The sequence below is a fragment of the Luteibacter sp. PvP120 genome, assembly GCF_054055715.1.
The window spans coordinates 212918-232597 of sequence record NZ_JBSRXP010000004.1; the positions used below are offsets into that span (position 1 = coordinate 212918).

Annotated in this window: 15 protein-coding genes; 13 read left to right on the plus strand and 2 right to left on the minus strand. The window is 60.6% G+C overall.

The window, feature by feature from the left end; all coding sequences use genetic code 11:
* The first annotated feature begins 15 nt into the window (after window positions 1-15).
* The 4 genes from ACVKN3_RS10350 (at window position 16) to ACVKN3_RS10365 (ending at window position 4970) form a co-directional block, all read left to right on the plus strand.
* The gene (locus tag ACVKN3_RS10350; RefSeq protein WP_051939065.1) at window positions 16-1041 is read left to right on the plus strand and encodes a magnesium and cobalt transport protein CorA; all 1026 of its coding nucleotides are present in this window, start codon (window positions 16-18) and stop codon (window positions 1039-1041) included.
* Window positions 1042-1172: 131 nt separating this feature from the next.
* On the plus strand, window positions 1173-1994 hold the full coding sequence (locus ACVKN3_RS10355; protein ID WP_354515160.1) for a hypothetical protein: 822 nt from the start codon (window positions 1173-1175) through the stop codon (window positions 1992-1994).
* A 105-nt stretch (window positions 1995-2099) separates the two neighbouring features.
* On the plus strand, window positions 2100-3179 hold the full coding sequence (locus tag ACVKN3_RS10360) for a hypothetical protein (RefSeq protein ID WP_456991700.1): 1080 nt from the start codon (window positions 2100-2102) through the stop codon (window positions 3177-3179).
* 93 nt (window positions 3180-3272) lie between these two features.
* Window positions 3273-4970, plus strand: a complete 1698-nt coding sequence (locus tag ACVKN3_RS10365) for a dihydroxyacetone kinase family protein (protein ID WP_354515164.1) — start codon at window positions 3273-3275, stop codon at window positions 4968-4970.
* A 67-nt stretch (window positions 4971-5037) separates the two neighbouring features.
* On the opposite strand, the gene ACVKN3_RS10370 is transcribed toward ACVKN3_RS10365, so the two are convergent.
* Together ACVKN3_RS10370 and ACVKN3_RS10375 are read right to left on the minus strand one after the other, a co-directional pair.
* Window positions 5038-5829: a class I SAM-dependent methyltransferase gene (locus ACVKN3_RS10370; RefSeq protein ID WP_354515166.1), complete on the minus strand. Its 792-nt coding sequence runs from the start codon at window positions 5827-5829 to the stop codon at window positions 5038-5040.
* 77 nt (window positions 5830-5906) lie between these two features.
* Window positions 5907-8000 (minus strand): S9 family peptidase, encoded by a 2094-nt coding sequence (locus tag ACVKN3_RS10375; protein ID WP_354515168.1) that lies wholly within the window; start codon window positions 7998-8000, stop codon window positions 5907-5909.
* Between the two features lie 717 nt (window positions 8001-8717).
* Between ACVKN3_RS10375 and ACVKN3_RS10380 the strand changes: the two genes are divergently transcribed.
* From ACVKN3_RS10380 to glf, 9 genes are all read left to right on the plus strand, one after another.
* The gene (locus tag ACVKN3_RS10380; protein ID WP_354515170.1) at window positions 8718-10088 is read left to right on the plus strand and encodes a hypothetical protein; all 1371 of its coding nucleotides are present in this window, start codon (window positions 8718-8720) and stop codon (window positions 10086-10088) included.
* Window positions 10089-10159: 71 nt separating this feature from the next.
* Window positions 10160-10603: a pilin gene (locus tag ACVKN3_RS10385; RefSeq protein ID WP_354515172.1), complete on the plus strand. Its 444-nt coding sequence runs from the start codon at window positions 10160-10162 to the stop codon at window positions 10601-10603.
* A gap of 302 nt (window positions 10604-10905) precedes the next feature.
* Window positions 10906-11358 carry a pilin gene (locus ACVKN3_RS10390; protein ID WP_354515174.1) on the plus strand — a complete coding sequence of 151 codons (453 nt, stop codon included), beginning with the start codon at window positions 10906-10908 and terminating at the stop codon, window positions 11356-11358.
* 72 nt (window positions 11359-11430) lie between these two features.
* Complete coding sequence (locus ACVKN3_RS10395) at window positions 11431-13389, plus strand: tetratricopeptide repeat protein (RefSeq protein WP_456991704.1); 1959 nt, start codon at window positions 11431-11433, stop codon at window positions 13387-13389.
* Between the two features lie 5 nt (window positions 13390-13394).
* Window positions 13395-15332, plus strand: a complete 1938-nt coding sequence (locus ACVKN3_RS10400) for a hypothetical protein (RefSeq protein WP_354515178.1) — start codon at window positions 13395-13397, stop codon at window positions 15330-15332.
* 40 nt (window positions 15333-15372) lie between these two features.
* Window positions 15373-16641, plus strand: coding sequence for an oligosaccharide flippase family protein (locus tag ACVKN3_RS10405; protein WP_354515180.1), 1269 nt, complete (start codon window positions 15373-15375; stop codon window positions 16639-16641).
* Window positions 16638-17663 carry a hypothetical protein gene (locus ACVKN3_RS10410; protein WP_354515182.1) on the plus strand — a complete coding sequence of 342 codons (1026 nt, stop codon included), beginning with the start codon at window positions 16638-16640 and terminating at the stop codon, window positions 17661-17663. The genes ACVKN3_RS10405 and ACVKN3_RS10410 overlap by 4 nt, the downstream gene beginning before the upstream one ends.
* Complete coding sequence (locus tag ACVKN3_RS10415; RefSeq protein WP_354515183.1) at window positions 17660-18574, plus strand: glycosyltransferase family 2 protein; 915 nt, start codon at window positions 17660-17662, stop codon at window positions 18572-18574. Before ACVKN3_RS10410 ends, ACVKN3_RS10415 begins: the two co-directional genes overlap by 4 nt.
* Window positions 18556-19677: a UDP-galactopyranose mutase gene (gene glf, locus ACVKN3_RS10420; RefSeq protein WP_456991707.1), complete on the plus strand. Its 1122-nt coding sequence runs from the start codon at window positions 18556-18558 to the stop codon at window positions 19675-19677. The genes ACVKN3_RS10415 and glf overlap by 19 nt, the downstream gene beginning before the upstream one ends.
* Window positions 19678-19680 lie beyond the last annotated feature (3 nt).

Here is a 19680-nt window from a genome sequence, read left to right on the forward strand (position 1 = left end):
GGCATCATGCCGCCCATGGCCTCTGTCTCGATCCTCCCCGAATCCGCGCCCACCTACGTTGCCTCCGGCGGCATGGTGGTCAACTGCGTCGCCTACCGCACCGACGGTCGCCGGATCGGCGACATCAGCCTCGACGCGATCAGCGACGTGCTCAAGGAACCCGACACCTTCGTCTGGGTAGGGCTGCACGAACCGGACGAGCCGCTGCTGCTGAAACTGCAGGAAGAGTTCAACCTGCACGACCTGGCCATCGAAGACGCGCAGCTGGCCCACCAGCGCACCAAGATCGAGACCTACGGCGACTCCCTGTTCATCGTCGCCCAGACCGCGCAACTGGTCGGCGGCAACATAGCCTTCGGCGAGACGCAGATCTTCGTCGGGCAGCGCTACTTCGTGACGGTGCGCCACGGGGCGTCCCTCTCGTACGCGCCGGCGCGGCGCACCTGCGAGCAGTCGCCGGAGCTGCTGCGCATGGGGCCCAGCTACGCGCTGTATTCCGTACTGGATTTCATCGTCGACAACTTCCTGCCGATCGTTCGCGACTTCCGCGAGGAACTGCACGAGCTGGAAAACGACATCTTCGCCGAGACGTACAACCGGCTGACCATCAAGCGGCTGTACGACATGCAGCGCGAACTGATGACGCTGCGGCTGGCGGTGGTGCCATTGCAGGACATCGTGGCGCAGCTGGTACGACTGCACCCGCATCTGATCCACGACGAACTTCGCGCGTACTTCCGCGACATTTACGATCATGTGTTCCGTGTCAACGAGTCGATTTCCGCCATGCGCGAGATGCTGGGGGCCGCGATCAGCGTGAACCTGGCGCTGGTGACGTTCGGGCAGAACGAAGTGATGAAGAAGCTGGCCGGCTGGGCGGCCATGCTGGCGGCACCGACATTGATCACCAGCTGGTACGGAATGAACTTCGTGCATATGCCTGAGCTGGACAAGCCCTGGGCATATCCGGCCATCACCTGTCTGGTGGCGTGTATCGTGGGTGGGATTTTCATTGCCCTGAAGCGGAACAAGTGGTTCTGAGTGGACGCGCCGACGTGCATGGCCTCGCCCTGCCTCGCGTGATGAGCGGCAGGGACTGACAGACCCGACGGCCCCCCTTGGGCCAAATAGGCGCCCCGTCTCCCCGGAGACACCGACACGGCGCCCCTCTGATGGTCAACCACCCACGCCTTGCCGTCGCCTTGATGCTGATAGCGAGTGCCTCATGGCGCCCCGCCGAGGCGGGCACGGTGCAGTTCACCCAGGTCGACACCAGCGATGCCTATGACGCCGGGCAGCGCCTCATCGAGTCATTCAAGTTCAACCTTCGCGGGGCACAGCGCTACGCGGCCACACAAACACGGCTGACGACGCAAGCGGACTTCGATCCGTTCGCGGCGCAGTGGTCACGTGCCAACGTCGCCCAGCTGAAGTACCAGTGGCGCAACGCGACAGGGCAGCCACGCACCACGCTGTACCACGCCCTGTCAGGCAAGGCGCCGCCAGCCGCCATGGGTGTCGGTGAAGCGCAAGGCGATGCGGCCTACGCCATGCCGGACTGGCAACGTTATTACCGGGAGCGCAACCCCAGCGTCTATGCGCATGTGGTCGAGAACGAGCCGTCCGTCCTGGATGCCATCGAGGATTTTCGACTACCCGGCGAAGCGGTGGGTGTGGGGCATCGGTTCGACGCGGAAATGCGCGGACTCCGTACGCTTGAGCGCGACATCGTGCAAAACCATCTGACGCCGGGCGGCCGCGTGAGCATGTGGACGTCCAGCCCGCCTTGCCCAGTGTGTCGGCGTGCCATGCAGATCGTGGCCGATGCCTACGACCTGGATATCCATGTGTTTCATCTTCCCGCACCTGCGCAGGATTCGCCGCAGGTGTTTCGCCTGCTGCAGATGACGAAAAACAGGATGCTGCGTCATTTCCACCAACGGGTGTCGAACGAGCGGACGGTGCCGGATGCACCGCAGTGCGTTCGCTCCTAGACCCTCGCCTCACCTGCGTCGCACGACGCCCCACCCGACTTTATCGGAGACCCTCACGACATGGATACCCATGCTCTCAAGGCGTCGCTATGGCTGCTACTTGCCTTGCCGCGTATCGTGGTTGCGAACGACTTGCCACCCGTCGATTTTCTCAAGGCCTACCTTGCCGAACGCCACGACCATGCGGATAGCGAGGTGCTCGACGACACCCACTGGTCACAGCTTTTGCAGGTACCCAGTCACCTGCCACCGCACGCGTATACGGAGCCGGCCGCTTATGACAGCCAGCGCATCGACGACACGTTCAGGTCCGCCGCCGCACGACTCGACAGCCCGACACGGCTGATCTACCTGCACGAGGCCTGGAGGATGCTCCAGTGGGACCTGGGTTTCACCAAGGCGCGCCCAGAGGACGTGAGGCTGCCCCACACCACCGACGACTGGGGCAGTGAACAGGCGGCGCTGAACGCGATCAAGGCCGGCGTGGAAGCCGACATCTTCCGACAGTCGCTCGCACTCTTTGGCAATGCACACAGCACGTTTGCCGCCAAATACGCGGTGGCGGCGCAGATCCTTCGCGAACGCATCGCGGCGACGCCGGAGGACAAGCGCGAGGTACGCAATGTCGAGCCCGAGGTGCTGGTGCGCTTCATGAACCTGCCCGAAGGCAGCCCACTGGACGCTTACGATGCGCAGTACCTCGGTGCCTTGCTGGAATCCGAAATCAACCGCCATACCGTGGCACGCGCGTCCTTCCGTGGCATCCGCGAGATCGCCACGCCGTTTCGTATCGCACGCGTGGCGGCGGCGTACCGGGACAACCAGTCGTACGTCGCGCCACCTTGCACGGACGATTTCCGCTACCGGGAAGGCGTGGCCAGCCTGGACCCGACGCAGGAGCCGGTGTGCTTCGTCGATGCGAACGACCGCGCTGTATACGCCTGGTACAACGAAGCATTTCGACGACAGGCTGGGCTGGTGCGGGAGAGTCAGGCGGAGACATTACCGCTGGCAAAGCTGCTTGCGTTGCTGGTGCCGTTCGGGGCAATGCTGGATGTGTTGGCGGTGGCGGAATTCGCAGAGGCGCTGGCGACGGAGGATCTTGCCGTGTCGGGGGAGGTGGCGGAGGAGGAGGCGATTGCTGCGGAGGAGCGGATGGGCGGGTTGATGTGTCGGCGGCTTTGATGGGGGGGCGACGTTTTGAAAGCCTTTCGCACAGGACATGGTCGGGCCTATGCTCGGGCCTTCCTCGCTGTTCACCCAAAGGTCCGGTAGACCATGAAGAAGATCATCAATGATCCACGCCATGTCGTCCGTGAGATGCTCGAAGGCGCGGTTTCCCGCTCACCGGGGCAAGCCCTGCTTTCCGACCAGAACGTCGTGGTGCGCAAACGGCATGATGGCGATTCGACGGTGGCGATCCTTTCCGGTGGCGGCAGCGGGCACGAGCCGGCTCACGCGGGCTACGTCGGCGAAGGACTTCTGGCGGCGGCGATCGCGGGAGACGTCTTCACCTCGCCCAGCGTCGATGCGGTGCTCGCCGCGCTTCGCGTCGTCGGTGGTCCTGCCGGTGCCGTGCTGGTCGTCAAGAACTACACCGGCGACCGGCTCAATTTCGGCCTTGCCGCGGAGATCGCGCGGAGCGAGGGCATCCCCGTAGAGGTTGTCACGGTGGCCGACGATGTTGCCTTGCGGGACACCGTGGCACCGGACAAGCGCCGCGGCATCGCGGGCACGGTGTTGATACACAAGGTGGTCGGTGCGGCATCTGCTGCTGGCAAGTCCCTTGCCGACGTAGCCGCGTCAGGCCGTCGCGCGGTGGCCGGCCTGGGTTCGATGGGCGTGGCCCTCGGCTCGTGTACCGTGCCGGCCGCCGGTCGTCCCGGCTTCGAACTGGGCGAACAGGAAGTCGAATATGGCCTGGGCATCCACGGCGAGCCCGGCGTTCGCAAAGGGCCCATCGCGACGGCCGACGGCCTGGCGGATACCGTGCTTACGGCCATCATCGACGACCTTGGTCTTACGCGCGGCCAGCGGGTTGCGCTGCTGGTGAATGGTCTGGGCGCGACACCGCCGATGGAACTGGACATTCTGCTTCGTAGCGCGCTGCGTTTTCTTGAGGCCAGGGGCATGGAGGTCGCCCGAGCGTGGTGCGGAAATTTCCTCACGGCGCTGGATATGCCCGGCGCGTCGCTGTCGCTGATGAAGGTAGACGACGAATTACTGGGCTTGCTCGATGCGCCGGTTTCCGCTCCCGCGTGGCCGGGTAGCGGCAAGCTCAATGACGCACCCATGCTGCAGGTGGAACATGCATCTGATGAAGCGTTGGCGATAACCGCACCCACGCCGATGGGGGATGCCGTTCGAAAAGCCAGCCATGCTGCGGCACGCGCGTTGCTGGCGGCCGAGGACGAACTGACCGAACTGGACACCAGGGCGGGCGATGGCGATCTGGGGGCTAGCCTGCGGCGTGGCGCCGAGGCGATCCTGGAACTGCCCGGCCATGCCTGGCACACGCCAGCGATGGCCTTGCGGAGCATGGCCGATGCCGTGCGGAAAGCTATCGGCGGAAGCTCGGGGCCGTTCTATGCCACTGGGCTGATGCGTGCGGCCAGGGAGCTTGACGGTGTCGATGACCCGCAACCGTTGCAGTGGCATGGCGCGTTATTGGCGGCTACGGATGCCATCGCGGAACTGGGCGGGGCGAAGGCTGGGGACCGCACGATGCTGGATGCTCTGTATCCGGCTGCGCGTGCTTATAAAGAGGCGTTGGATGCGGGGATGAGTGCATCGCAGGCGCTGGAGGCGATGCATGCTGGTGCGAGTCGGGGGGCTGATGAGACCGCGACGTTGCGTGCCAATGCGGGGCGTGCGGCTTATCTGGGTGAGCGGGCGATGGGGATTGCGGATGGTGGGGCTGTGGCGGTGGCGATTTGGGTGGGTGCGCTTCGCACGTTTGGCATCGAAACCCACTGAGCACTATGAGTGCCTTGCATGTGACGTCCGACGCTATGCAGAAAATGCTAGCTTCGACCAATTTTCATCATGCGGAACTTGGACTCATGGGCACCTGACGGTACACCGCCCACAACGAGCAGGAGCGCGACTCACCATTTAGTACGTCCACAAGTCTCGAAAGATGAAGGCTAATCATGCTGAAAATTGCCAGCTTTCGTGATCGGATGTTTGGAACAAAACGATAGAAACATGCACATGCAGCGCTAGCGATAAGTCCGGTGTTGTAATTGTACTGAACACGCTCGAAAGACGGCCCGAATAAATCATCCAACTCCTGCAGATTGAAGCCATCTCGCACGTGCCCAACAGCCTCGTGATATTCACGCCCAAAAATACGGGGATATCGGCGAGTGGGAACAGAGATCAGCACACTCCCACCCGGCTTCAGCATCCGAGCCGCTTCACGCAGCGATGCACTGGGATCGTCCAGATGCTCTAGCACATCGATGAGCATTACGTAGTCGAAAGAAGCAGGTTTATCCTTAATCTCATCGATACTGTCCGTACAGACAAAACTCAGTCCATCAAAGCCCTTGGCTTTGGCAGATATCTGAGCTGCACGAATGAAATCGCGGTCGATATCCATACCCACACCGATCATCGAGCTTCGCCGTGCACGTAGTTCGAGTAGATTGCCACCATTTCCGCAGCCAAACTCGAAAATCCTTACGCTGCGATTTCGCTCATGCTTCGCAAAGAACCTTATCAATGGCCGTGTTCTGAAGTGATAATGAAGATCAATCGTTCCCAGAACCCTGGTGACCAGATCCCACTTACTTCTACTGGCCCCCACGGGTAAAGGAAGTGTTTCGTTCATAAATAATCACCCAGGAATATAAAGTGGACGTCGAAGTGGGAGCGCCTTAAAAACGCCCACCACCTCGAGGTCTCGAGTTATTTCGTGCCGGCTGTGGGAGCCGTCCACTCCTTCAACCACGCATTCACCGTCTCATGCCACTGCACACTGTTCTGCGGCTTGAGTACCCAGTGGTTCTCATCCGGGAAATGCAGCAGTTTGCTCGGGATACCGCGACGCTGCAGGGCTGTAAATGCACCCATCCCCTGTGTCTCGGGAATGCGGAAGTCCTTGCCGCCGTGGATGACCAGCATCGGCACGCGCCAGTCCTTCACGTGATTGATCGGATTGAAGCGCTCGTAGTTTTCCGGATGGTCGAACTGCGTGCCGCCGTTCTCCTTTTCTTCGAACCAGAGTTCTTCCGTGTCGTAGTACATGGCACGCGCATCGAAGACGCCGTCATGATCGACGAGGCACTTCCACGGCTGGTTCCATACGCCGGCGATCCAATAGACCATGTAGCCGCCGTAGCTGGCTCCCAGGGCACAGGCCCGGTCGCCATCAAGGAAGTGGTACTTCGACAGCGCGGCGCTCCAACCGAGCTTCAGGTCTTCGAGCGGTTTGCCGCCCCAATCGCCGGAGATGGCGTCCGTGAATTTCTGGCCATAACCCGTGGAACCATGGAAGTTGACCGTGACCACGGCGAAACCTTGGCCCGCATAGGTCTGCGCGTTCCAGCGGTAGCTCCAGCTATTGGTCATGGCGCCCTGCGGGCCGCCGTGGATGATGAAGGCGACGGGATAGGTCTTGCCTTTCTTGTAGCCCACGGGCTTGACCACATAGCCCTGCACGGTGTCGCCGTTCGCACCCTTGAAGGTGTAGAACTCGAAGTCACCCGTCTGCGCGCTCTTGATCCGCTTGGCATTGAAGTGCGAGACCTGTTTCAGGCCCTTCCCTCTCAGGTCCGCCGTGTAAAGGTCGGCCGGTCGCTTGAGGTCGTCGCGGGTCAGCAGAATCTTCTTTGCCGAAAGTGCGAACCCACCCACGGCGCCATCGGTGACCAGCATCGTTGCCTTGCCGGTCGCCACGTCGATCGCGAACAGCGGGTGCTGGCCGTTGTCGTCGGTAGTCGTGTAGAGGGTCTTGCCGTCCGGCGATACCTGCAGCGCGCCCGCCGAGCGATCCCATGACGGGTCCACCTCGCGCTTCTGGCCGGAGGCGAGGTCCAGGGCCCAGATGCCGAAGCGGTCGGCCTCGGAGCCCGGCTCCTTCATGGCCGTGTAGAAAAGCGTCTTGCCATCCGGGGAGACCAGCGGATTGGCATCCCAGGCGAGGTTGTCGGCAGTGAGGTTAGTCGGCGCCGCCGAGCCGTCGGCCGGGACGCTGTAGATGTCGAAGTTGGTGGACCATGGCTCGGTCTTGCCCGCGATGCGCGCGTCGAAGTAGACCGTCTTGCTGTCCGGGGAGAATGTGAACTCGTCCTCGCCGCCGAAGGGCTTGCTGGGGACGTCGCCGTCGATGCCGCGGCTTAGCAACAGCGGCTGGGAGGGGCCGGCAGCGTCCGCGATATAGAGCTGGTTGCGGCGACCGTCTGCCCATGTATCCCAGTGGCGGACGAAAAGCTTGTCGTAGACGGTACCGGTGGATTTGTCCTTCTCGCGGCCATCGAGGCGCTCCTTGGTGCAGGCCAGGTCCGGGCAGTCCGTGAAGACCTCGTAGCTGAGCAGCAGCTTGGAGCCGTCGGGGGAGAGCTTGAAGGAGCCGACGTCGAGCTGGGCGTCGGTGACGGCATCGCCGGGGCGGACGGTCAGGGACAAGCCCTTGCCGTTGTCCGCATCGAACGTACGGTGCCAGACTTGGGCCACTCCATCCTTCGGCGCGGAATAGTAGATGGACTGACCGTCAGGGGCCCAGCGTGGCGACGAGCCCTTCTCCACCACCTTGACCGGTTGAGGGGGTTTGTTGAGGTCCATCACATAGATGGAGGTCGTTCCCTTGTTCGCGGCGTAGTCGGTGGAACGCACGGTGAAGAGTGCGTAGCGGCCGTCTGGGGAGAGCTGTGGGTCGGCGACTCGGTCCATCATCACGAGGTCGCGGATGGAGAACGGATGGGGGGTGGTGCTATCGGCGTCGGCGGCTAAGACATGTTCGGAGCCCAGCGCGAGGGCCAGCGCGACGAAGAGTGTTTTCATGGGAACTCCCTTGGGTTGTGCTTGGGAGGGGACGGTACGGCGGCGGAGCGGTGTATGCAAGCAACTGGAACCACAGCGCCATTTACGAATCTCTCGTATCCTCGCGGCTTTCACGGAAACACCCTGTCCGGGTCCATTTACCCCAGAATTCAGCACCAAGCTCAATCTTATTCAGGGTTTCTGACCCACTCACCAGGCGGCAAGCCATTTGGCGACAGGGGAACTCCGTGGGGACGCAAACCATCGACCCATCGACCGTGAGGTCAACGCTGTGCGGACACGACCTGCTTTGGGGCTGAAGGTTGTTGCCGAGCGCCTTGCCCGGTCGCCTGACATTTGCACCGCATGGTACATGAGTAAGCCTGGACTTCTTGGGGCTGGTAGATTGCGCTGGGCTTACACGACGAGGAACTCGCCCTTTATGATGAACCCAGTAAAGAAAGCCGTCGAGGCGCTGCCGTTCACCTTCAACAGAGTCCTGGTACCGACCGTCCTGGCGGGCGTGGCACTCGTCATGTCCCAGCAGTCGCCACTGGATGTCCTGCTGATAATCGCAGCAACGGCCATTTGGGCCAACGCGGTGTACGGGGTTCTTCTGTCGCCCCCCCGATACGCGATCCCGTTTCGTACCGCGGAGATGACACTCGCATGCGGGGATGCACCTGCGGCGGCAAGGTATGTACGCGAACGCCCGCGAGCATACCGGACCACCGCAGCATGAGCGGCAGTCCCATTGCCGGGAATGCGCCGGCCATACGTGTCTACAACGCGGTGACCTTAATCGCCGTTATCGGGGGACTGCTCGCCGTCGTTCTGCGCGTGTACTACGTGTTGCACGCCCAGGTTCTCCAGCCATTAGATGACCCACAGGTGCGCGCGGACGCCGCAGACTATTACCGCTACGCATGGAACCTCCTACACCACGCAGCGTTCGCAAACGACGTGCCCGCGTCGCCGCAACTTCACCCCAACAGCTTTCGCGATCCAGGCTACGCCGTTTTTCTAGCAGGCTTGATGGCGGCTACATCGAACTACGCCAGTTGGTATGCCGCGGTACTTCTGACTCAGGCTCTGCTCGGCGGCATAACCGTCAGCTTACTTGTCTTGGCAGCTCGCGACTTCCTGCCACCTACGGCACTTGCTGTCGCCGCACTCGCAATGGCCCTGTGGCCTCACTCGGTAGCAATGCCGAGTTTCGTGCTGTCTGAAACGCTGCTCAGCTTCGTTTGCGCACTCGGAATACTTGGAGTCTACTTCCTCCTTCGGCGTCCCACCTTTTGGCGACTTGTGGGAACTGGCCTGATAATTAGCGGGGCCTCGATGACCAACGCTGTCCTGCTTCCCTTTGGCGTCGCTCTCGCTTGTATGCTTCTGGTGCGCCGCCATCTTGACGGACGGGCCGCCGCGACGTTGGCACTGGTTTCACTGTTATTACCCGCCGCTTGGGGAGTCAGAGCATTCACTCTTCCACCGTCTGATTCGTCCGTGCATCGCGCCGCGATGAATCTTGTCCAAGGATCATGGCCGACTTATCACGCGGCTTACCAGCTAGCCATGAAAGGCGACGGTGACGGCATCCGAACCATCAACGCCATCGATAGCGAAGTCGCATTATTCCAAGTGAGCACCTTTACAGGTCTATCCACCCTCGCCAACCGCTTTGAACACGCCCCACTGACGTATGCGAGTTGGTACGCCAGCAAGCCGGCGCTACTGTGGGACTGGGACATACGCATAGGACAGGGGGATATTTACGTCTATCCCACGCGAAACTCTCCTTTCAGGGAGAATCCTGCGTGGAAAGCCGTAGAAGCAGCCTGCTTCCTGGCCAACCCCATACTGATGATGCTTGCACTAGCGGGCACTGTCTCCGCCGTGGCTCGTCGTGAGTCTGAAAGCATCCATGTGGCGCTGGCGACGATGATAGCGACAGTGACCCTCATCTACTCCATTCTCCAGGCAGAACCTCGTTACTCGAATGCCTTTCGTGGCACCGAAATCCTGCTTGCGACTATCGGAACCATTGACATCTGGCGCTTTCTCGGAGACATAAGGGCAGGGAGTCGCGACAGCCATAGCTCCTCATAGAGCGCTACCCGCCGTAGTAGCCTTTGGTACGAACCGTGCTTCGTGGGATGGGGTCAACCAGGGGCCATTCCATGTCTTTCTCCAAGCGCGCATCATCGGGCTTCACGCTCATAGAACTGATGATTGTCGTGGCAATTATCGCCGTCCTGGCGGCCATCGCCATTCCGCAATACAAAGATTATCTAGTCAGGACGCAGGCATCCGAGGGATTTGTCACGGCTGCGGGCGCGAAGGCGGCAGTCTGGGAGTTCATGCACAATACCGGACGGTTCCCAAAATCAAATGAGTCGGCGGGCCTCCCGTCCGGGACGTCAATCGCAGGGAAATACGTTTCGTCGATCGACCTGCAGCCGACCGGTGTCATTCGCATCTCTTACAACAGCAGCGACTCGAACGAGGCGCTCCGCCCGAAAACGGTCTCTCTGTCGCCCATCGACAATGCCGGCAGCATCGGGTGGACGTGCAACTCCACACTTGCCAACCGATACTTGCCCAGCCCATGCCGATCAAGCTGACCCAAATGGTCACTTCGTGACCTTATGCGTCACTGTCAAATGCAACACAATTCACTGAATCGACGAATTTTTCTAGTTGATCCACAAGCGTGACCCGATGCACAATCGCGTCACCGGCAAATATGCGGAACTATGCCGGTCGCGGGAGCCATGGCACGGACAATGCTGGCTTTGCGGCGAGCTTCCTGGTCGTTCCTGACCAAAGGTAAGTGAGGGAGCGTCCGAGCCCGGTGACGGGTGAGGTGCTAGGGCTCAGGGGGCGTCACTTTTTTTCGGTTAGTCAACAGTAACGAGGAAACTCCATGAAGAACGTCCAGAAGGGCTTCACGCTCATCGAACTGATGATCGTGGTCGCCATCATCGCAATCCTGGCTGCCATCGCCATCCCCCAGTACCAGAACTACATCATCCGGACCCAGGTGTCAGAAGGCATGAACCTCGCTGACGGCGTCAAAACCGCCGTGTCGGAGTTCTACAACAACAAGGGTCACTTCCCGACCAACAACCAGTCCGCCGGCCTGCCGGCGAACACTGCTTCGATCTCCGGTAAGTACGTGACCGGCGTGACCATCGCGTCTGGACTTGTGACTGCCGGGTTCTCGAGCACAACTAAGGAAGCGAACTCAAAGATCGACGGTAAGGTCATCACGCTGTCGCCGTTCGACAACGGTGGTTCGATCTCGTGGAATTGCAAGGCCAAGAGCAACACGAACTACGTTGCTGACCAGTATCTCCCGACGGCTTGCCGTGCGTAATATCGCGGGTTAACACCTACCGCGTTGAAAAAGGGCCGTCGATGGCCCTTTTTCTTTTTCAGGATATAACCTTTGTTGACGAACGCATCGTTGAAGCATTGGTCGCGCCTCCTCGTATGCTTGCTGGTCGCGGCTCTCCTCCTCGCCGCCTGCTATCTGCCGGGGCTACAAGGAAACTTTCTTTTCGATGACGGCGCCAACTTGCCCGCGCTTGGCGCGTACGGCCCAGTCGACAATGGCACGACATTCTTGCGATATATCACTTCCGGTCATGCCGATCCTATCGGCAGACCGCTGTCGATGCTGTCCTTCCTCGTGGATGCACGCGATTGGCCTGCGGACCCTTACGCTTTTAAGCGAACCAACCTAATCATCCACGGCGTCAACGCCATCCTGCTCGGGCTGGTGCTAGCCTGTCTCGGACGACAGCAGAGCTTTTCTCGGATGCAAAGCGACTTTGCCGCCGTGCTTGCTGCGATACTTTGGGCTCTGCACCCTTTCTTCGTTTCCACCGTACTGTATGTCGTGCAGCGGGAAACAATGCTGGCCGCGACATTTACCCTCATCGGCATGCTTTGCTGGCTGAAGGCCCGTGGTGCCAGCGACACAAAGTCTAAAACGGCTGTTGCATGGCTTATGGCGGGCGTCGGGACCTGCACCATGCTTGCAGCGCTCAGCAAGGCGAATGGGCTACTCTTGCCCTTGCTGGTGCTCGTGTGTGAGTTTATTTTTCCCTCACCCGTTATCTTATTCAGGTCTCGGGCGCGATGGATCCTCGCCCCCCCGGCACTGTCTATACTCGCGTATGTCACCTGGACAGCGGTTGCAGCCATCGGGAATGGCATTATCCCAATTCGCGGGTGGTCGGTCGGACAACGACTGATGACCGAGCCGTCCATTCTCCTCGATTACCTCGCACAGCTCTGGCTCTTCAAGCCAACTGACAGCAGCGTACTCCACGACGGCATACTGGTCGCGAAGTCACTATGGGATCCCTGGTACACCCTGCCGTCGATCGTGATATGCATCGGTCTGATCGCCTTCGCGTGGATGACGCGCCGTCGGTATCCGTTGGTGGCATTGGCGATACTGTTTTTTTTCGCTGGCCACCTAATGGAGTCCACGTCACTGGCGCTGGAGCTCTATTTCGATCACCGAAACTATATTCCGGCAATGCTGATGTTCTGGCCGCTCGCATTCGCCGCCACCGGCATACGCTCCAGGTTTCTAGCCAGTGCGTTGGCGATACTCGGCGTGGGGGCGCTATCGGTATTGACCCTGTCAAACAGCAGCCTATGGGGAAACCCACTGGCTCAGGCCATCGAGTGGGGATGGCGCCATCCGGAGTCAGCACGCGCGCAGGCGTACGCCGTCCAGATGGACCTCGGCGCAGGACGACTCCAGCAGGCTCGCAAGCGTATCGAGACCGCCCGTTCACGTTTTTCCGGCGAGCCCCAGATCGCGCTGAACCTCATTGACGTGCATTGCGCCGCGGGCGGAATTTCACCCGACGACGCGGCCTACGCCCGAGCGTCGTTCCGGGCAGCACAACGCGAACCAGGTCCCCTGCTACTTAACTGGTTCACAGCGAAGCTGTCCGCGGAACACCACTGGAGCTGCCCGGGGCTCACCGATGACGCACTGTCTCAGATACTGACGGGGGCGGAAGAAAATCCCCGGATCGCGGCAATTGCCGGCCGGAGGCAGGATATCGAGCATGTGCGGGGCTTGATTCTTCTGGTCAATGGGGATATGCCCCAGGCCCTCCGCCAATTTGACCGCGCCCTGGCGGAATTGCCGACTCCGGAAGCCGCGCTCAATCAGGCAGCTTTACTCGGTTCCGCAGGCAAGCCCGCCCTCGGTCTCGCCCATCTGGGATACTTCTCGCATTTGCCGGCAACAGCGCGGCACAGGATCACCGACGGCATGCCCTGGCTTCACGACTACGTACTCGACAAACAACACTACTGGGACAGCGAAATCACCCACCTCTCCAAAGCGCTCGAACGCGACGCCGGCACCTCGCCATGATAAGAATGGAACGTGACGCCGCCTTGGGTTGGCTGATCTTTATCGCCTTTGTGGTGGCCACGTCTGCTATTTATGCCCCGGGCGTCCACGGAGGATTTATCTTCGACGACTTCCCGAACATCGTCGACAACCCCGGCGTACAACCAAGCAACGCCTCGCTTGCCTCGATGGTTCGGAGCGCCCTTTCGTCACCATCCAGTGAGTTCAAACGACCGCTAGCATCATTGACCTTTGCCGCGAACTTTCTCGTATCAGGCATGAACGCTAGTGCGATGAAGGTGACTAACGTCGTCATCCACCTTGCGAACGGCTTGCTAGTCTTCCTGCTATGCGTGCTATTGCTTCGGAGCATCGGCGAGCGCACCGGCGGCTCCAGGCACACCTCTGTGACAGCTGCCTTGGTCGCTGGATGTTGGCTGCTCCTGCCAATCAACCTGACCGCCGTACTCTACGTCGTGCAACGCATGGAGAGCCTCGCCAATTTCTTCGTCCTGCTCGGACTGCTTGGATACGCACGATCACGCATGCGCATGCAACGCTCGGTCAGCGCAGGGGGGCTGATAGCCGCTGTCGCGTCGATCCTGTTCTTCACCGCGCTGGGGCTGATGGCGAAAGAGACAGCCGTCCTGCTTCCGCTTTACGCCCTGGCCATAGAGCTTGTCGTTTTTCGCGGATTGAGCCTTCGTGCTATTCCGGCCGGAACCCCGATAAGCAGGGACAAGCGGATAGTCGCCATGTACGTCCTGCTGCTAGCCATACCGATGGTAGCTGGCCTTGCATGGATCCTCCCTAGCCTCTTGAGTCCCTCCGGCTGGTCGACGCGCGACTTCACGCTTGGGACACGCCTCCTTAGTGAGGCTCGCATAGTCGCAGACTATATGACCTGGACGATCGCACCCACGCCGGGTGCGCTGTCGTTTTACCACGATGACTTCGTCACCTCGACCGGCCTCCTTTCCCCTTGGACTACAGCCATATCGATCGCCATTTTGGCAGGCGTAGCCGTCCTGGCATTTGCCCTTCGAAGCAGGTTGCCAGCAGTGAGTCTGGGCCTGCTTTTCTTCCTCTCGTGCCATCTATTGACCGGAACGATCCTCCCACTCGAACTCGTATACGAACATCGCAATTATTTCGCGAGTATGGGCCTGATGCTGGCAATCATTCCGCTCCTCGTGCCGTGGACAAGTAGGGAGCGCCCCGGCTTCGTCCTCCTGCGTCGAACCCTACTAATCGCGTTCATGGCAAACGCAGGCGCACAGCTGGTCGTTGCCTCAAAAGCATGGAGCAACCCACTGAGCCTTGCACAAGAGCTCGCCGAGCGAGCGCCAACAAGTCCCCGCGCTCAATATGAACTCGGCCGCACTTACATCATTCTTTCACGCTACAAGCCGGAGTCACCTTTTTCGCCGCTAGTCTACGCCCCACTGGAGGCGGCCGCCGCTCTGAAAGGATCAACGATCCTGCCAGAGCAAGCACTTATCTTCTTCAACTCGCGCTTAGACCGGCCATTGAAAGATGCCTGGTGGGAATCGATCAACCGTAAGCTAGAGGACAACAAAATTGGCGTTCAGGACGAAAGCGCCCTCGGCGCGCTTAGCGACTGCATGCGGCAGCAACTGTGTCAGCTACCTACCGGGCGCATGATGCAAGCGTACCTGGCCGCCCTGTCGCACGAGAGCCGGAGCGCTCGCCTGCTGGCGATGTACTCGGACTTCGCATGGAACCAACTTAACGATCGGAAACTATCGCTTCAGGTCAGCAGGGAAGCCGTTGCGAAGAATGCGAGGGAGCCTGCATATCGCGTCTCCCTCATCAATAAACTCGTTGCGATGGGCAACCTCGACGAGGCGCGAAAGCAGCGAGATCAACTCGCGGCCATGAACGTCGCGGGCGCTTATGACACCGATATCGCCCGCATTGATGCTGTTCTGGCAAGACACTGATGTGGGTATCGATACCTTCGGCAGATGTCGGATCTCACACTTGTTTGGCCTTCTCGCCAACGTGCAATGGGGCGTGAATATGTCTGCCAGGAGAGTAGTGTCAAGTGTATTTGCCCTTTACGCCATCCAGGGCATGCAATACGTATTTCCTCTTCTCGTTCTTCCTATTGTCACGCGCGCGATTGGGCCGGACCGCTATGGGACACTGTCATTCTGGCAAGCGCTCGCAGCGTTGCTGACGCTCTTCGTCGAGTACGGGTTTGGATATTCGTCTATTCGGGCCGTGAACCAGACCGAATCAAGCGAGCGAAGGTCGTCCATTTTTTGGTCGACCACCTGGGCCAAGTTGCTGCTTCTGCTTCCGGCGACGATCATGCTCGCCGCCACGGCATCCGCCATCCCGGCCAGGGCGACGATGCTTCTGGTTTTTGCAACCTGGCTGCCCGTTCTGGGCGCGGCCCTGTCGCCTGCCTGGTACTACATTGCCATCCGCCAGACGGTCGCGGTCGCGGCTGTAAGCGCAGGAACATCATTCGCCTCGCTCCTGGCCATGTTCGCGTTCGTCAGGACACCTGCCGATTTCAACCACGCGGCGCTCATACAGCTCGGCATGCCCTTGCTGGCTGCCATCGTCCTACTGCTGTATCAATATCTGAAATTGAGCCCTGGACGTCCCTATTTTGATCCGCGTGATGTTCTGGCACGGTTCCGCGAAGGCTTCCCGCTCTTCATGGTTTCCCTCAGCGCGGGAGTCTATTCATCATTCAACCCGTTCCTCCTTGGACTGGTGACGTCATCGACCCAGGTAGCCGACTACGCGCTGGGCGAGCGCATCGTGCGCGCAGCCAAAAATGCGGTCCAACCCATTCTGGTTGCCATGTACCCCTACGCGGCCGAAGGCGAGCGTAGCTCCACGGTCACGCGAAAGAACCTGTGGCGCGCTGCTATCGCTACACTTGCCGTCAGCGTTGCCATCTTCATCGGCCTGGTGGTTCTTGCACCGCTGGCTGTGCGTTTGCTGAGCGGAAGTGCCTTCCTGGGTGCGATCTCGACCACCCAGATCCTGTCCGCCAACGTGGCCATCATTACAGCGGGCAACCTGCTCGCCGTGCAATACTTGATAGCCAGGGGGAAGGAGCGGTTCGTCACCGTCATCACGGTCGCCGCCGCCCCGGCTCATGTGATCTCATTCATGTTTGCTGGCCGTTATTACGGGGCCATCGGCGGAGCCTGGGCCTACGTCGGCATCGAATGCCTGGTGACCGTGGCACTCGGCGTTGTAGTCAACCGACTGAGAAAAAGTGCATGAAGGCGCCATTCACGTCGAAACTGAAGCGAAGCGTCGGCAACTACGGCTGGCGTGGTGCCGCATCCCGTGCCACGCAGGAGCTTTTCGCGGGTATCGAGTCAACTCTCCGCAGGTGGCGCGACCATCACGGCAGCTTTCATTTACAAGGCGACCCCAAGGGGCTCGACGTCGGCATTGTCATTCTGGCCGGCTATAAGCCGTCACTCTGGCCATTGACACTGGCTCGCATCCGTAAGTACGCCCCGCCTTACGCCGAGGTCTGCGTTACCACGGCGGGCAAGCATGTGCCCGAACTCGCCGAGTTGTGCAAGGCCTATGGGTGGACCTATCTCACGACGTCCGCGAACAAGACCGGACTTGCCCTCAACAAGGTCATCGATGCCCATCCGGCGGCCACACGCTGGTTCAAGCTGGACGAAGACGTTTTCGTGGCCCGGGGCTTCTTCGACGACCTGATCAAGGGGTATGACGCCCTGGCCGACCAAGGGCTGCACCGCCCAGGTTTCTGCGCGCCCATGCTCAACGTCAACGGCGTTTCCTATGCTGGATTTCTCGAGAAAATCGAGGCGACACACGCGTATCGCGACACGTTTGGGGAGATTCGCCAGGCGAGCGACGGCGTGCATGCCCATTACGATCCAAAAGCGGCCGAATGGCTGTGGCGCCGAAGCCTTCCTTTAGACGACGTTGCGGCACGGGTTTCCGGCAGCGGCACCACTCCCCTTGAACATGCAAGGATGATAGGTACACGTTTCAGCATCGGCGCCATCTATTTCGAACGCGACTTCTGGCAGGCTTTCGGTGGTTTTACGTCGGCCTGGCGCCAGGGCGTCCTCGGCGTCGACGAGACAGGCATCTGTGCGGCGTGCATGCTCGCATCGCGGCCCATGTTCTACCTGACGAATGTCTTCGCCGGCCATTTTTCCTTCTATCCCCAGGAACGCGCCATGATGGCTCTTCTTCCTGAATTCGCGGCGATCGATCCCGCCAGCTTCGGACGCGACGCATGGAGTGACACATGAGCGTATGCGCGGTTATCGTCACCTTCAACCGTGCCGCGCTGCTGGAGCGCTGTGTTGCGGCGATGCTCTCGCAAACCGCCGCTCCAGACCGGGTATGGGTCATCGACAACGCGTCGACGGACGACACCGGCTCCCGGATGCACGCGCTCGCCGAAGCATATCCCCAAGTGCACTACCATCGTCTCGCTTCCAATACGGGCGGAGCAGGCGGATTCTCCGAAGGCATGCGCCTGGCGACCGAAGCCGGCTATGACTGGGTATGGATCATGGATGACGACGCGGAGCCCCACCCAGGCGCACTCGAGGCACTGGCGCGACACGCCACGGATCCTTCCCAGGTCTATGGATCCGTTGCCGTCCGTGGCCACGAAACATCTTGGATCCTCACGGTCGTCGACGAAGATCCCCCGCGCGATGTCGCCCTGACGGCCGACCTCCGCGACGTGGCCCCGGTTCGGTTCCTGCCGTTCCTTGGACTGATGGTGCATCGCGAGCTGGTCCGCCGGATCGGGCTGCCGGACGCGGGCTACTTCATTGCCGCCGATGACGTCGAGTACTGCATGCGTGCGCAGCGCGCCGGCGCACAGATATTTGCCATCGGCGACAGTCGGATCGAACATCCGCGCGCCGAGGTCTACCACGCCTGGGCACTAGGCAGACGCCTTGCTTGCTTGCGACTGGCACCATGGAAACGTTATTACGACACACGAAACAGGCTACTGATCGCCCGCGAGTACTACGGTGGACGCCTTTATACTGAAACGATCCCGGGTACTGTCATGCGATGGGCGGCCTGCATGATCAATGAGAAGCACCGGGGCCGCCAAACTTGGGCGTTCCTGGCAGGTACGTTGGACGGCCTGCGCGGACGCAAAGGCGCGCGGCACAAACAATGGAACATCAATCCGTGACCCGAGATACAAAGACGATGAAGTTTCTGATCGCTGGAGCGGGTTTCGCCGGGTCTGTCGTCGCGCGCGAACTGGCTGATGCCGGCCATACCGTACATATCGTCGATCGTCGCCCGCATGTGGCTGGCAACGCTTATGACGAATACGACAGTCACGGCATCCTGGTTCATCGTTACGGACCGCACATCTTCCATACCAACGGCGCACGCATTGCGGAGTATCTGTCGCGGTTTACGGAGTGGCGCTCCTATGAGCACCGCGTCCTCGGCGTCGTTGACGGTGTCGCGTACCCATTTCCGATCAATCGCGACACGCTCAACCGGTTGTACGGCCTGGAGCTGGACGAGGCCGGTGCGGCAGCATTCTTCGAACGCGTGCGCGAACCGCGCGACCCGGTCGCCACCAGCGAAGACGTCGTCCTGAACAGCGTCGGTCGTGACCTGTACGAGAAGTTCTTCCTCAACTACACGCGCAAGCAGTGGGGAATGGATCCGTCGGAACTGAAGGCCGGCGTGGCTGCCCGCATCCCGGTCCGTACGAACAGTGACGACCGCTACTTTACCGACACCTTCCAGGCCATGCCAGCAGACGGATATACGCGAATGTTTGAGCGAATGCTCGACCATCCGTCGATCACGATTGAACTCGGCGTCGAGTTCTCGGCGGTCCGCGAGCGAGTGGCTGCCGACCATGTCGTTTACACCGGCCCCGTCGATGCCTACTTCGAGTACCGGCACGGCCGCCTCCCCTATCGCTCGCTGCGGTTCGAACACGAGTTCCTTCCGAACGTTTCACGGTTCCAGGCGGTCGGCACGGTCAACTATCCGAACGACCACGCCTATACGCGCATTACCGAATTCAAGCACCTGACGGGTCAGGAGCATGCGGGCACGTCCATCGTCCGCGAGTATCCAGAGGCGGAAGGCGACCCTTACTATCCCGTACCCAGTAACGAGAACGAAGCGCTCTTCAAGCGTTACGAAGCACTGGCGAAAGAGGAAGCAGGCGTCACCTTCGTGGGTCGCCTGGCCCAATATCGCTACTACAACATGGACCAGGTCGTTGGCGCCGCCCTAACGGCCGCCCGCTCCCTTATCGGCTGACCC

Coding starts and splice junctions, on each gene's coding strand:
- ACVKN3_RS10410 (WP_354515182.1), top strand. CDS start 16,638: ATGAAGGCGCCATTCACGTCGAAACTGAAGCGAAGCGTCGGCAACTAC.
- ACVKN3_RS10385 (WP_354515172.1), top strand. CDS start 10,160: ATGTCTTTCTCCAAGCGCGCATCATCGGGCTTCACGCTCATAGAACTG.
- ACVKN3_RS10400 (WP_354515178.1), top strand. CDS start 13,395: ATGGAACGTGACGCCGCCTTGGGTTGGCTGATCTTTATCGCCTTTGTG.
- ACVKN3_RS10355 (WP_354515160.1), top strand. CDS start 1,173: ATGGTCAACCACCCACGCCTTGCCGTCGCCTTGATGCTGATAGCGAGT.
- ACVKN3_RS10390 (WP_354515174.1), top strand. CDS start 10,906: ATGAAGAACGTCCAGAAGGGCTTCACGCTCATCGAACTGATGATCGTG.
- ACVKN3_RS10415 (WP_354515183.1), top strand. CDS start 17,660: ATGAGCGTATGCGCGGTTATCGTCACCTTCAACCGTGCCGCGCTGCTG.
- ACVKN3_RS10350 (WP_051939065.1), top strand. CDS start 16: ATGGCCTCTGTCTCGATCCTCCCCGAATCCGCGCCCACCTACGTTGCC.
- ACVKN3_RS10365 (WP_354515164.1), top strand. CDS start 3,273: ATGAAGAAGATCATCAATGATCCACGCCATGTCGTCCGTGAGATGCTC.
- glf (WP_456991707.1), top strand. CDS start 18,556: ATGGAACATCAATCCGTGACCCGAGATACAAAGACGATGAAGTTTCTG.
- ACVKN3_RS10380 (WP_354515170.1), top strand. CDS start 8,718: ATGAGCGGCAGTCCCATTGCCGGGAATGCGCCGGCCATACGTGTCTAC.
- ACVKN3_RS10370 (WP_354515166.1), bottom strand. CDS start 5,829: ATGAACGAAACACTTCCTTTACCCGTGGGGGCCAGTAGAAGTAAGTGG.
- ACVKN3_RS10375 (WP_354515168.1), bottom strand. CDS start 8,000: ATGAAAACACTCTTCGTCGCGCTGGCCCTCGCGCTGGGCTCCGAACAT.